15 protein-coding genes are annotated in these 12,409 nt (G+C 42.7%); all 15 read right to left on the reverse strand.

Annotated elements, in window-relative coordinates:
• Nucleotides 1-2: 2 nt before the first annotated feature.
• Entirely contained in the window at nt 3-335 is a 333-nt protein-coding gene (locus R2J37_RS08945; protein ID WP_230106110.1) for a ribosomal-processing cysteine protease Prp, read from the reverse strand.
• Nucleotides 336-353: 18 nt separating this feature from the next.
• Nucleotides 354-662, reverse strand: a complete 309-nt coding sequence (rplU, locus tag R2J37_RS08950) for a 50S ribosomal protein L21 (protein WP_230106109.1) — start codon at nt 660-662, stop codon at nt 354-356.
• A 151-nt stretch (nt 663-813) separates the two neighbouring features.
• Nucleotides 814-1,824, reverse strand: coding sequence for an aspartate--ammonia ligase (asnA, locus tag R2J37_RS08955; RefSeq protein ID WP_230106108.1), 1,011 nt, complete (start codon nt 1,822-1,824; stop codon nt 814-816).
• Nucleotides 1,825-1,884: 60 nt separating this feature from the next.
• Nucleotides 1,885-2,673: an amidohydrolase family protein gene (locus tag R2J37_RS08960; RefSeq protein ID WP_316264618.1), complete on the reverse strand. Its 789-nt coding sequence runs from the start codon at nt 2,671-2,673 to the stop codon at nt 1,885-1,887.
• Complete coding sequence (locus R2J37_RS08965; RefSeq protein WP_230106106.1) at nt 2,670-3,095, reverse strand: CBS domain-containing protein; 426 nt, start codon at nt 3,093-3,095, stop codon at nt 2,670-2,672. The genes R2J37_RS08960 and R2J37_RS08965 overlap by 4 nt, the downstream gene beginning before the upstream one ends.
• 28 nt (nt 3,096-3,123) lie before the next feature.
• Nucleotides 3,124-4,458, reverse strand: a complete 1,335-nt coding sequence (locus R2J37_RS08970) for an aspartate kinase (protein ID WP_230106105.1) — start codon at nt 4,456-4,458, stop codon at nt 3,124-3,126.
• Nucleotides 4,459-4,461: 3 nt separating this feature from the next.
• Nucleotides 4,462-5,133: an HAD family hydrolase gene (locus R2J37_RS08975; protein WP_230106104.1), complete on the reverse strand. Its 672-nt coding sequence runs from the start codon at nt 5,131-5,133 to the stop codon at nt 4,462-4,464.
• A gap of 25 nt (nt 5,134-5,158) precedes the next feature.
• Nucleotides 5,159-5,638 (reverse strand): Cys-tRNA(Pro) deacylase, encoded by a 480-nt coding sequence (gene ybaK, locus R2J37_RS08980; protein ID WP_316264622.1) that lies wholly within the window; start codon nt 5,636-5,638, stop codon nt 5,159-5,161.
• Nucleotides 5,639-5,693: 55 nt separating this feature from the next.
• On the reverse strand, nt 5,694-6,410 hold the full coding sequence (locus R2J37_RS08985; protein ID WP_316264624.1) for a TIGR03936 family radical SAM-associated protein: 717 nt from the start codon (nt 6,408-6,410) through the stop codon (nt 5,694-5,696).
• On the reverse strand, nt 6,394-8,259 hold the full coding sequence (locus R2J37_RS08990) for a TIGR03960 family B12-binding radical SAM protein (RefSeq protein ID WP_316264625.1): 1,866 nt from the start codon (nt 8,257-8,259) through the stop codon (nt 6,394-6,396). Before R2J37_RS08990 ends, R2J37_RS08985 begins: the two co-directional genes overlap by 17 nt.
• Nucleotides 8,260-8,365: 106 nt before the next feature.
• On the reverse strand, nt 8,366-9,763 hold the full coding sequence (locus tag R2J37_RS08995; RefSeq protein ID WP_316264627.1) for a DUF2142 domain-containing protein: 1,398 nt from the start codon (nt 9,761-9,763) through the stop codon (nt 8,366-8,368).
• Nucleotides 9,744-10,760 carry a glycosyltransferase family 2 protein gene (locus R2J37_RS09000; RefSeq protein ID WP_316264629.1) on the reverse strand — a complete coding sequence of 339 codons (1,017 nt, stop codon included), beginning with the start codon at nt 10,758-10,760 and terminating at the stop codon, nt 9,744-9,746. Before R2J37_RS09000 ends, R2J37_RS08995 begins: the two co-directional genes overlap by 20 nt.
• Nucleotides 10,761-10,869: 109 nt before the next feature.
• Complete coding sequence (locus R2J37_RS09005) at nt 10,870-11,490, reverse strand: hypothetical protein (RefSeq protein WP_316264631.1); 621 nt, start codon at nt 11,488-11,490, stop codon at nt 10,870-10,872.
• A 162-nt stretch (nt 11,491-11,652) separates the two neighbouring features.
• Nucleotides 11,653-11,901, reverse strand: a complete 249-nt coding sequence (locus R2J37_RS09010; protein ID WP_316264633.1) for a hypothetical protein — start codon at nt 11,899-11,901, stop codon at nt 11,653-11,655.
• A 125-nt stretch (nt 11,902-12,026) separates the two neighbouring features.
• Nucleotides 12,027-12,347, reverse strand: a complete 321-nt coding sequence (locus tag R2J37_RS09015; protein ID WP_316264635.1) for a hypothetical protein — start codon at nt 12,345-12,347, stop codon at nt 12,027-12,029.
• Nucleotides 12,348-12,409 lie beyond the last annotated feature (62 nt).

Consider the following 12,409-nt stretch of genomic DNA (forward strand, 5'->3'; position numbering starts at 1 on the left):
CTTTACACCTCCTCAAATCTTACCTGAATATATTCTGAATAGTTTTCATCGTCTGCCATGTCTGTAAGACCAAGAATCATGGCTTTTAAAAGCAGTGACGCTTCCCTGGAAGGTCTGCCGTTAAGCCGGTAGTCGATCAGTCCCTCCATATCATCAGATACGAGGGAGGTTTTATCACTGGCAAATGCTTCAATCGCATTGACGGTATTGATCATCAGAACGGAAGCCGCTGCACAGACAATATCCTGTCCTTCTTCGCTGAAGCCCGCATGCCCTCTTGCCAGGAAACCCGAACACTCTTCTTTTTCATTACGATAAATCGTTACCTGGATCATAAAGTTCCTCCAGGAAGATTAAGCATTGATCTTTTCAATCTTAACTGCTGTGTACTGCTGTCTGTGACCGTTTTTCTTGTGATAACCGGTTTTTCTCTTATACTTGTAAACAATAACTTTTTTAGCTTTTCCGTTTTCTACTACGGACGCCTCAACAGTTGCACCTGCTACAGTAGGATTTCCGATCTTCAGTTCGTTATCGCTTACTGCAAGCACCTGGTCAAATGTATAAGTCTCTCCAGCTTCCACACCAAGTTTTTCTACTTTAATGATATCGCCTTCGGCTACTTTGTACTGTTTACCACCTGTTGCTATAATCGCGTACATATGGCACCTCCTATTATCATTACTCGCCAGCTTCGGTGGCATATCCGTATCTGGACAGCACTTTAAAACCCCGCTGTGCGGCATACTATTGAAGTGTAGCATAAAGCATTTATAAAATCAAGAGTTTTTGTACAAATAATTACCCGAATTATTACAAAAGCGGTATCTGATGCGCCTCTGCATCTGCCACCATCTCATCCGGCCAGATGGAGGACTGTACCTCTCCGATATGTGCTTTTCTAAGGCAGTACATACAGATACGGGACTGACCGATTCCGCCTCCTATCGTATAGGGAAGCTCCCCTGCAAGCAGAGCTTTCTGGAAGGCAAGATTTGCGCGGTCTTCACATCCGGCTGCCTTAAGCTGGCTTTTGAGCGCTTCCTCATCTACACGGATCCCCATGGAAGAAAGCTCCAGGGCAATGTCAAGTACCGGATAATAGACAATGATATCTCCGTTCAGTTCCCAATCATCATAGTCCGGCGCCCGTCCGTCATGCTTCTCGCCTGAAGCAAGCGTTTTTCCTATCTGGGCGATAAATACTGCTTTTTTTGCTCTGGCAATTGCCTTTTCTCTCTCCTTTGGTGTAAGGTCCGGATACATATCTTCCAGCTCCTGTGAGGTGATAAAGAAGATCTCATCCGGAAGAAGAGGCTCGATATAGTTATATCTTCTTGACATATAGGCCTCTGTATCCTTCAATGCCTCATATACTTTACGGACAGTATACTGAAGTGTCTCCATGTTTCTTTCCTCTTTGGAAATAACCTTCTCCCAGTCCCACTGATCCACATAAATAGAATGAATGTTGTCTGTATCCTCATCCCGGCGGATGGCATTCATATCTGTATAAAGCCCTTCTCCGGAATGGAATCCGTAGCGCTTCAGAGCGTATCTTTTCCACTTTGCAAGGGAATGTACGATCTCTGCCACATCATCATCCTGTTCTTTGATACCGAATGCAACCGGCCGTTCCACCCCGTTAAGATTATCATTAAGTCCGGTGGCCGGTTTAACAAACAGAGGGGCGGATACTCTCGTCAAATGCAAAGACTTGGCAAGAGAACGTTCAAAATGGTCTTTCACTTCTTTGATGGCAACCTCTGTCTCTCTTATAGTAAGCGGGGAAGAATATCCCTCTGGTTTGATCAGACTGCTCATATGTATTCTCTCCTTTTTTTGTAATTTTCATCTGTTTCCGGAAGCAGTGCAATGGAAAAATCAGGACATTCCAAGAAGCTTTCTTGCATTTCCTCTGGCAATCGCTTCCTTTTCCTCATCAGGCAGCGGAAGATTCCTGAAATATTCTGCAAATTCTTTCTGTCCTCCCCATGGGGAATCTGTTGCAAAAAGAATCCTGTCTGCACCGTGGGCACGCACGATACGTACAAACTGCTCTTCCGGTATGTGTCCAAAGACAGCCGCCGTATCCATCCATATATTTTCTCCTGTAAGATACGCTTCCACCTCATCCCACATCATAAAGCCGCCCATATGCGCAAGCACCAGCTTTTGGGGCTGTACATCCCGAATAACATCAAGCGCTTTTTGGGGAGGACAGTGGATGCAGTCCGGATATCCCGGATCAAATCCTGCATGCACACTGACAATCAAATCCAGCTCTGAAGCATAGCTGATGATCCGTTTATAGCGTATATCGTCAATAAAAGTCTCCTGGTAGTCGGGATGAAGTTTGATGCCCTTAAACCCCATATGTTTCAATTCTTTCAGCTTCTCTTTGTAATCCTCATTATCAGGATGGATTCCTCCAAAAGATAAAAGGGATCCTTCCTGAAACTGCATGGCAAACCGATTAATAGACTGAAATTGTGACGGTTTTGTTACTACCGGAAGAATGACAGACATTTCCAGCCCTGCCTCTTTTGTTGAAGCTGAAAGTCCCGGGGCGGTTCCGTCCGTGTAAGGATCAATATGACATCTTGATGCCAGGAATTTCAGTGTTTTCTCTGCAATTTTTTCAGGGAAAATATGTGTATGAAAATCAATCACAACAAATCGCCTCCCTGCATCATCATCTGGCTGTAACAGTAGCTGATGATATCTCTTCTTGTAATAATTCCGATAAAGTTTTCCTGATCATCTACTACAGGGACAAAATTCTGCTCCATAGCCCTGCCTATCATATCTTCCATTCTTGACTCGGCGCTGACACTTTGATAGTCAAAGCGGCGCGCCACTTTCATAATGCTTATATTTTCCGCATCGCGGATACTGGAAAGCCCTCTTTTCTTAATATCCCACAAAAGGTCTCCTTCTGTAATGGATCCTACATATTTGCCATAACGGTTCAAAATAGGCACACAGGAATATTTGTGATGTTCCATGATCTCCAGCGCCTGCCGCATCGTATGATAATCATATATGTAAGCAATCTCTGCTTTCGGCTTCAGAAAAAATAATATGTTTTTCATTTCTTCTCTGTTTCTACTCCTTTAACGCTTAAATCTGAGTGGTAACGAAAATATCATAAATAGCCCGTATTGCTGCATCAAAATCATGGTTGCGGACTCCGATTATAATATTAAGCTCACTGGACCCCTGATCGATCATTTTGACATTGACATTGGCATGGGCCAGGGCAGAAAAGATGCGCCCCGAGGTTCCTCTTGTTGCTTTCATGCCTCTTCCCACAACAGCGATCAAAGCAAGATCTGATTCCAGTTCTACCAGATCCGGTTCCACCGCCCTGTGAATGCCGGCAATGACTTTCTGTTCTTTTTCCTCAAACTCATCCTGATGTACGAAAACTGTCAGGGTATCAATCCCTGAAGGCATATGTTCAATGGAAATATCATTCTCTGCAAAGACGCCGAGCACTTTGTGGCAGAATCCCACCTGCCCGTTCATCATGGCTTTTTCTATTGTGATGGAAGCAAAATCTCTTTTTCCGGCAATGCCAGTGATAGTAAAGCGCGGAGTACGGCAGGTTGCCTCCACGATCAGAGTCCCCTTATCTTCCGGGGCATTGGTATTCCTGATATTAATAGGGATTCCTTCGCCGCGTACCGGAAAAATAGCGTCCTCGTGGAGCACAGTAGCTCCCATGTAGGAAAGCTCGCGAAGCTCACGGTAGGTAATCACATCAATGGCTTTAGGGTTTTTAACAATACCCGGATCCGCCACAAGAAATCCGGAAACATCTGTCCAGTTTTCATAAAGATCCGCATGTACCGCTTTTGCTACAATAGATCCTGTCACATCGGATCCGCCTCTGGAGAAGGTTTTGATCTTTCCGTTGGGAAGGGCTCCGTAAAATCCCGGAATAACTGCTCTTTCACAGGAAGATAGCCTCTCTGAAAGAACACGGTTTGTCTTTCTTGCGTCAAAATTGCCGGATTCCTTAAAGAAAATCACTTCTGCCGCATCAATAAATTCATATCCCAGATATTCTGCCATCACAAGACCATTTAAATACTCTCCACGCGATGCGGCATAATCACGTCCGATCTTCCGGCTGAAGTTTTCACGGATCACACGAAATTCCGGTTCCAGATCCAGGTGAAGTCCCAGACCGCTGATAATCTCATCATACCTCTCCTTGATGGCCTGCAGCAAAGCCTCAAATTCCTCTTCCTGTTCTTCTTCCTCCCGAAGCGCCAGAAGATAACAGCTGTACAGCATATCTGTCACCTTGGTGTCTCCTGCAAAACGTTTCCCCGGCGCCGAGGGGACAACATATCGCCTTGTATCATCCTGCCGGATGATATATCCTACTTTTTTAAACTGTTCGGCACTTGCCAGAGAGCTGCCGCCAAATTTTACAACTTTCTTCATCCGTTAAGTCTCCTTTGTCTTGTCCTTGCTTCTCAAATATTCCAGTATATGATATGGGGTTTCCGAAGTAAACACCGCCCCATTCAGCCCTATATCCAACGCCGCCTTCACATTTTCCTCGCGGTCATCCAGGAAAAGAGCGTTGTACGGAGAAATAGAATATGTCTCCAACAGGAGCCTGTATATATGTCTGTCCGGTTTAATGCATCCCGCCTTGTAAGAAAAAATCCCTCCGTCAAAAATATCCAGAAAGCCCATCAGATGTTTCGTAGCATGATAGAGGTGTTCTGAATAATTGGAAAGATAGAAAAGCCGGTATCCCTGCCTTTTCAATCCTTCCGTCAGTTCCGTTGTATAGGGAAGAGGACGGATCGTATGGGAAAGTCCGTCAAAAACCTGCCGGATTTCCTTCTCATATCCCGGAGCATTTTCCAGAAAAAGCTCTTCCCACTGCCGGGAAGTAATCCCGCCCTGATCTCCCCTTTCCCAGTCTTCATTCAGGAACACTGCCTCTGCAATGATCCGAAAGACCTCCGGCGAGAAATCAAATTCCTGAAGATAGCTCCTCCAGTCATAAGCAAGAAGTACATTTCCGATATCAAAAATTATGGTATCTGTCCTTTTCAGAACAGATACAATATCTTCTCCTCTATTTGTGATCTTGACACTTTCCATTTTTTATCTCCGCTGTCCTTGATTTTTAAACTGTAACATCGGCAAATTCAGCCGAAGTTACTTTTTTCAGATCCAGCGGAGAAAGCCGAATCTGCATTCCCAGCTTACCGCCGCTGATATAGATCCATTCCATTTCCTGTGCCTCCCTTTGTATGACAGTTGGAAACGGTTTCTTCATACCTATTGAGGTACATCCTCCCCGCACATAACCAGTTACTTTGGTAAGCTCTTTTAAAGGAAGCATTTCCAGAGACTTTTCATGTACCGCGCGGGCTGCTTTTTTCAGATCAATTTCTCTGGCAATTGGAATGACAAAAACATAATGACCACCTGTCTTTCCAATCGTAACCAGTGTTTTAAACACCTGTTCATGGGGAAGCCCCAGCTGGTCAGCTACATGGATTCCGTCTGTAAATTCGCTGCATTCATAAGTCTGATATGTATAAGAGACTTTTTCCCTGTCAAGAATGCGCATCGCATTTGTCTTTAACTCTTTTTTACCCATAACTCCTCCAGTTTCCTATCATACCACTAATTCCGTGCTTTGCGCAAGTATCAGCTTATACAATGTCTGTCCCAAGAGATTCCAGCGTACAGAAACGGCTTTCCTGACTGCCCGGATTCTTTGCATACAATTCCAGTCTGTGAAAATGGAGCTTTTCTTTCTTGTCATGCCCGCTCTTTTCATAGAAAGCATCCATGACAAGATCCGGCTTCAGATTTGCTTCGCTTCCGGCAGCCAGTTTCAGGTACATGCCCTGCTCTCTAAGCTCCATCTGATAGATCAAAGGCCGGATATCCGTCTCTTTCTCACTGCGCTTTGTTTTCTTCATGATCAGAATTTCCGGACTGTCAAGGAAAGTTTTCAGCTCATTTTTCCAGAAATCCGGGAATCCTTGTCCTTTACTGTCGCTTTCTTTGACCGTCACAAGATAATCTGCCGCCGCAACAATGGTCATGCCGCTGCTTTTCTTATCCTCCGCGATCTGACGAAAGCTTAAAACTTCAATTCCTTCTGCCATTACCTGATTTAACGCCTGTAATGCCTCTGAAGAAGAAATCTCTCCTGCCAGCTCAATATCCATGTATTCTGCGTCGCTGGTAAGCCCAATCCCCAACGGCTGTGCAAAAGACATGATCATATGGGGGCTGTATCCGCCTGTAAAAGCAATGGGAATTTGTGCCCTTCTCATCGCTTTCTGAAAAAAACGCATTACATCCAGATGTCCGATAAAACGCATAATGCCGTATTTACGGAATTTAATTCTTACCTTCAACACAGACACCTCCTTTCCATTTTGCCACACCGCATCCGGAACATTGCTGGCGGCAGTTTGGAGTAACTTCCCCTTTCATAGCATGTTCCCACTCTCGTTTTAAAAACTCTTTTGTTACGCCGATATCAATAAAATCCCAGGGGAAAAGCTCGTCCAGGGAGCGTTCCCTCTCATTATAAAAAGCAATATCCAGCCCGTTGTCCTCAAAAGCTTTCAGCCATTTTTCATAATCAAAATGTTCTGTCCAGGCATCGTAAATGCACCCCATCTGATAGGCAGTCATAATGACATCCGCAACCCTTCTGTCTCCTCTGGCAAGAACGCCTTCCAGAACAGTCACTTCCGCATCGTGCCAATTGTATTTCAGACTTTTACGGTTCAGCTGATTCTGGAACGCATGTTTTACAATTGCCGCCCTGGCAATATATTCTTCATTCTTATACATCTTAGCCCACTGAAACGGAGTAAAAGGTTTGGGAATGAAGAAAGAAGAACTGGCCGTAATCTGACATTTTCCATTTCTTTGTTCCTTGGGAATCTCATAGTAACGCCTTGCCACCTTGTCTGCAAGAACAGCAATAGCTTCCATATCTTCCTGTGTTTCGGTTGGAAGCCCCAGCATAAAGTAAAGCTTTACTTTATTCCATCCTCCTTCAAATGCCGCTCCTGCTCCTTCCAGAATATCTTCCTCTGTCAGCCCTTTGTTAATGACATTGCGCATACGCTGAGAGCCTGCCTCCGGTGCGAAGGTAAGACTGCTTTTACGAATATCCTGTACTTTGCTCATTACATCCAAAGAGAAAGCGTCTATCCTAAGCGATGGAAGAGAAATATTGATTCCCGTATCCTTAAATTCTTCAATCAGGAAAGTAACAATTTCTTTTAATTGGCTGTAATCGCTGGAACTTAACGAACTTAATGAAATCTCCTCATGTCCCGTATTTTTCAGCATTTTCCATGCATATTCTTTTAAATCTTCTACATTTCTCTCCCGGGTAGGACGGTAAAGCATTCCGGCCTGACAGAAACGGCACCCCCGGATACAGCCCCTCTGGATCTCCAGCACAACCCGGTCCTGGGTCACTTTGATAAAAGGAACTACCGGAGCTTCCGGATATGTTGTTTCCTCCATATCCATCACAACCTGTTTCTTTACAGTTACCGGTGCACAGGGCCGGTCAGGAGTAAAGGAAGCAAGGGTCCCGTCCTCATGATAGGAAACGGTATAGAAAGCAGGCACATAAATCCCCTCTACACTTGCCGCCATCTCAAGAAAATCCATGCGGCTTCCGCCTCTTTTCTTATTCTCTTTATAAAGATCCAGAAGCTGCCGGTACACCGTCTCGCCCTCACCGATATAGAAAAGGTCGAAGAATGGCGCAAGAGGCTCCGGATTGTAGGCACAGGGGCCTCCTCCTATGACAATTGGGTCCTCCTCTGTCCGTTCCAAAGAACGCAGCGGAATATGACTAAGATCCAGTACCTGAAGAATGTTTGTGTAACACATTTCGTACTGGATCGTAATGCCCAGGAAATCAAAATCCCGGATAGGATCCTGGGATTCCAGCGCAAAAAGAGGAATGTCCTCCCGGCGCATGATCTCATCTAAGTCCACCCAGGGGGAATATACCCGTTCACACCACACATCTTCCATCCGATTAAACATATCATAAAGAATCTGGATGCCCAGGTGAGACATTCCAATTTCGTAAACGTCCGGGAAGCACATGGCAAAGCGGACTTCCACTTTATCTTTATCCTTCATCACAGAATTAACCTCACCGCCAATGTAACGGGCCGGCTTCTCGATTTTCAATAATATTTCATCATCTAATGCTAATTTTCTCATATATACTCCTGTTTTTTTTGTTTTTCTAAAGGTCTTTTATACCTTGTAAACAATTAGTAGTGTAACGTATTATGAAAAGATTTTCAAATTTATACACATTTTTTAATCAGCTGGGCAGGTAAATCTTCCATGTAACAAATAGTGTTACAGAAACCACAATAACAAGAAAAAGCACCGTAATTATGGTTTTGAAGGATTCTGATAGTTTCATTTTTTTTAAAAGCCAGAGTAATCCTTGCGTTCCAAACCAGAAGAAAGCGGCAATCATAGGATAACAATAACGTCCCTGTGGCTGATAATCTACGGCATAACTATAGTAAATACAAAGAATAATAGGTGTTAGGAAACTGATAATCATTCCACCATAAAAAAGCAGCGTTTTTTTTCTTGTCTTATTGCGAACCTCCTTGCGCATTTTTACCCAGTCTCGTAAGTTTCCCAAAACTCCCATAAACATCACGACAAATAAAATTCCATATAGTCCGTAAATCCAATTAGGAAGAAATACATTGGCATATCCAAATGCGCCCACAAAAGTATCGAACACTTTTATAATCCATGATGTGTGTGAAAAAGACGTAGGAAGAAGCATCTCAAACACCGAAAGTCCTAAATTCTTTGGTGTATTTCGTGCTGAAGGTTTCCATTCTGGATCTGCATATTTTTCGGAGTATTCATTCAGGATCTCCATACCTAAAAAGTCCCCGTCATAAAGAACCGCGTTTCGTATAAAAAAGTATCCAATCCCCACCAGTACCACAACAGAAATCAGCAAACCGATCTTCATCATACGTAGATGCTCTTTTTTTTCTTTGTACTCTTCACACAACCAAAATCCCACAAAAAGGATCATACTAGCTAAAATCCAACCATACCCGTTATAATAAGATAATGCAATAATAATAATTCCAACTGCCAGTAACAGGCCATTCTTAATATTCCACCTATCCCCAAAAGCACTTACCCAGGAGAAAAGAATTACAACAGAACCCAAAATGCAGATAATATCATTGTTTACATAGCTGGTCAGAAACACAAATTGCGGAATCATAGACAAAAGTACCGTATAAATCCAAGCACCTCTTTTTCCAAAAGCCCTCTTTCCAATCCCAAAAGCAAAAAATACTATTGCTGTTCCGCATAATACGCTTGGGAAGCGAGCAGCTATAACTAACATAGAACTATCCATCGTAAACAGAGAAACTACTTTCATACAAGCCGCACTAAGCAGAGGTCCCAAAAAATTAGGATAAAAAGCATAGGAAAAGCCCCACAAATCATTACGGATTTCTGGTAGCCTGCCATCTGGCAACTGACCTGTATGGAAAATGTATTCCGGTATCAGATAACGCATCTCTTCATCTGGTGCATAATTTAACTCCTTGGCGATACTCCAAATGAAATATAGCAAAAAGCAAAACAAGATATAAAAGATTTCTCCTTTTTCCAGTTTCAATCCAATCGATGTATTTCTGGCTGTCCTATCATTTTTTTTCAGACACATTACGATACTCCCCCTTATCCTGCAGAGTGCTCGGCGAATTTTCATATATATCGCCGATTCGTTCGCTGATAATGTAGCGCGGTCTTTTTTTCACTTCCATATAAATTTTCCCAATGTATTCCCCAATTACTCCTATACACAACAACTGGATTCCACCTATAAAACAGATAGTACTAATTGTACTAGCCCATCCGTCTACACTATAGCCCATAAGTCTTACAGATACAGACCAAATAACTCCAATAAAACTAATCAGGGAAATCAGGATTCCCAAACCTACGATCATACGAATTGGTTTTACACTTAAGCTCGTAATTCCGTCAAATGCAAGAGATAGCATTTTGGATAATGGATAATGGGTTTCTCCAGCTATACGTTCATGCCGTTCATAATATACACTTGTACTTTTGAAGCCCACAAGAGGGAACATTCCTCTGAGGAAAAGATTTACTTCTTTAAAATCTGTAAAAGCGTCCAAAACTCTGCTTGATACAAGTCTGTAATCAGCGTGATTATATACGAGTTCTACCCCCATATAACTCATAAATTTATAAAACCCTTGAGCCGTTGTACGTTTAAACCACGTATCTGTACTTCGGTCACTTCTTACCCCATAAACAATCTCACAGCCATTTAAATATTCTTCTACCATTTGATCCATGGCGTTAATATCATCCTGTCCATCACAGTCAATAGATATAGTAATATCACATTTATCTTTTGCCTCCATAAGACCAGCCAGAACGGCCTTTTGGTGTCCGCGGTTTCTGCTTTGTGATATTCCGATATAATGTTCATCCTCCTTTGCCAGCCTAACAATAATATTCCATGTCTCATCTTTACTGCCATCATTTACAAATAAAATTCTGCTTTGCTCATCAATTTTCTCTTTTTTAATAAGATCAAGAAGTTTATTCAGAAACATTTTAGATGTAACAGGCAGTACTTCCTCTTCATTGTAACAGGGTACTACAATAAATAGTAACGGTCTATACACTTGTTTTCCTCCATTCCTTTATCACCATAACACATTGTTTCTATTCAATGTGTTTGTACTTTCTGTAATATATCATATCTTATCTGATCCAACAAGCAGCTTATTATAACTACACCAAAGCCGCGATACAAAATATCAAAACAATTCCCAGTATGATATAGGAAAGGAGATTCTCGAAATTAAATGTCCATCCGACTCCGACTGTCTTTGGCACAATAAGGGGCTGCTTCCATTTTGAAATTCCGTCGCTGCCTGAAATTTTCCTTTTTGCACGCTGACTTAAAATCATATGCAGGAACAAGTTGATAAACACTCCTACTACGAAATATATAACAGGCAGGTTCCCTTTTGTTTCATCAAATGCGCACACATAAACCATTCCGGCAGATAATGCCAGTGAAACACCATATAACCCCACAAAAGCATTTTGCCGGCTCATGGATTTTTCTGTTGTCTCTCCATTATTCTTCTGCTCTTCTTTGTGTATCAAAACGCAGTGCTCCATACCGGTGTAACCGGCCGCCGCTAAAACAGATATAAACATAATAACGGCCGGAAGTATCTCTTCTTTTCTTATTCCCTGTATAAGGACAAAAGCCAGCATAAGGACCGGTACTGCATAAAAGGAAACCGGAATTTCAGCCTGCTCATCCTTCCAGAAGAGATAGAGAAGAAACAAAATCGTCTGCCCCGCCGCAAACACTGTCAGCAACAAAATGGGCATCTGCATATATCCTGCCTCCAAAGGGAGCAGGGCAATACAGACGCCCAAAATCATCATTCCTATCTTTTTTGTGAACGAGAAAAGCTTCGTGCGTATAAAAGGCATTGAACAAGAAGAATTCCTGACAATACAGTAAACATATGCTCCCACCTCCAATTAGTGGCTTCATTATAGCACTAATTGCTGCGCCCGTTCATAATCTTCCTTGGAAACAAACAATTCATAAATAGTTTGCCTCTCTCCGTTTGTTCCATAACTGCCCTGTCCGGTTATAAACAGAAGAGCGCCAAAATCTCTTAAACTGCTTCCCGATCTTATTTTTTCCCGATAAGGAATCCCCTGCTCATCCAGCTGGTATTTCAACTGCAGAATCTGATCCAGAGAATCTGTCTTGATCAGGCAAGTGTCATATTTCATACGACCTCCTCCTTTGTCCCATTCTCTCTCTTTATAAGGGTATATACGATCCATAAAGAGAGAAAAACAAAATAATATATTTATTATACTCTCAATGTATCAAAAAACAAAGGAAAACACAAGAATTATCTGACACTTTCCGCCAGATCCATCCACACATCCTGCACCTGTGTCTCTTCTTCCACCGCCGAAACGATCTGATCTGTACTGACCTGTGCAATATCGATATCTTGATTGTCCATCAAAACAAATGCCATAAAAAGTAAAATGCAAAGAACAGTCCTGACGCCGAATGTTTCTGTGTTTTCTGCCCCGTCCTCCTCATATATTTTATGATATGCAGCCCGGTATCTGGGATGAATGGCGGGTACTTCTCTGTCTCCATAAAGACTCCTGGTCCTGTCAAGAAGCTCTTTTCTCCGCCTTGCGCTCTCTCCTCTTTCCAATCTGTCTGCCTCCGTTTCCCTATTTGGTTCCGTTCCTCTTTTGTTCATATTTATGCGGGCAG

The sequence above is a fragment of the Claveliimonas bilis genome (assembly GCF_030296775.1).
GTDB lineage: Bacteria > Bacillota > Clostridia > Lachnospirales > Lachnospiraceae > Claveliimonas > Claveliimonas bilis.

Bases quoted from the DNA above. Each gene is read 5' to 3' on its own strand.
- R2J37_RS09005 (WP_316264631.1), bottom strand. From the start codon at position 11,490: ATGCAGATGCCCATTTTGTTGCTGACAGTGTTTGCGGCGGGGCAGACG.
- R2J37_RS08995 (WP_316264627.1), bottom strand. From the start codon at position 9,763: ATGTGTCTGAAAAAAAATGATAGGACAGCCAGAAATACATCGATTGGA.
- R2J37_RS08990 (WP_316264625.1), bottom strand. From the start codon at position 8,259: ATGAGAAAATTAGCATTAGATGATGAAATATTATTGAAAATCGAGAAG.
- R2J37_RS09010 (WP_316264633.1), bottom strand. From the start codon at position 11,901: ATGAAATATGACACTTGCCTGATCAAGACAGATTCTCTGGATCAGATT.
- R2J37_RS08970 (WP_230106105.1), bottom strand. From the start codon at position 4,458: ATGAAGAAAGTTGTAAAATTTGGCGGCAGCTCTCTGGCAAGTGCCGAA.
- asnA (WP_230106108.1), bottom strand. From the start codon at position 1,824: ATGAGCAGTCTGATCAAACCAGAGGGATATTCTTCCCCGCTTACTATA.
- R2J37_RS08945 (WP_230106110.1), bottom strand. From the start codon at position 335: ATGATCCAGGTAACGATTTATCGTAATGAAAAAGAAGAGTGTTCGGGT.
- ybaK (WP_316264622.1), bottom strand. From the start codon at position 5,638: ATGGGTAAAAAAGAGTTAAAGACAAATGCGATGCGCATTCTTGACAGG.
- rplU (WP_230106109.1), bottom strand. From the start codon at position 662: ATGTACGCGATTATAGCAACAGGTGGTAAACAGTACAAAGTAGCCGAA.
- R2J37_RS08975 (WP_230106104.1), bottom strand. From the start codon at position 5,133: ATGGAAAGTGTCAAGATCACAAATAGAGGAGAAGATATTGTATCTGTT.
- R2J37_RS08965 (WP_230106106.1), bottom strand. From the start codon at position 3,095: ATGAAAAACATATTATTTTTTCTGAAGCCGAAAGCAGAGATTGCTTAC.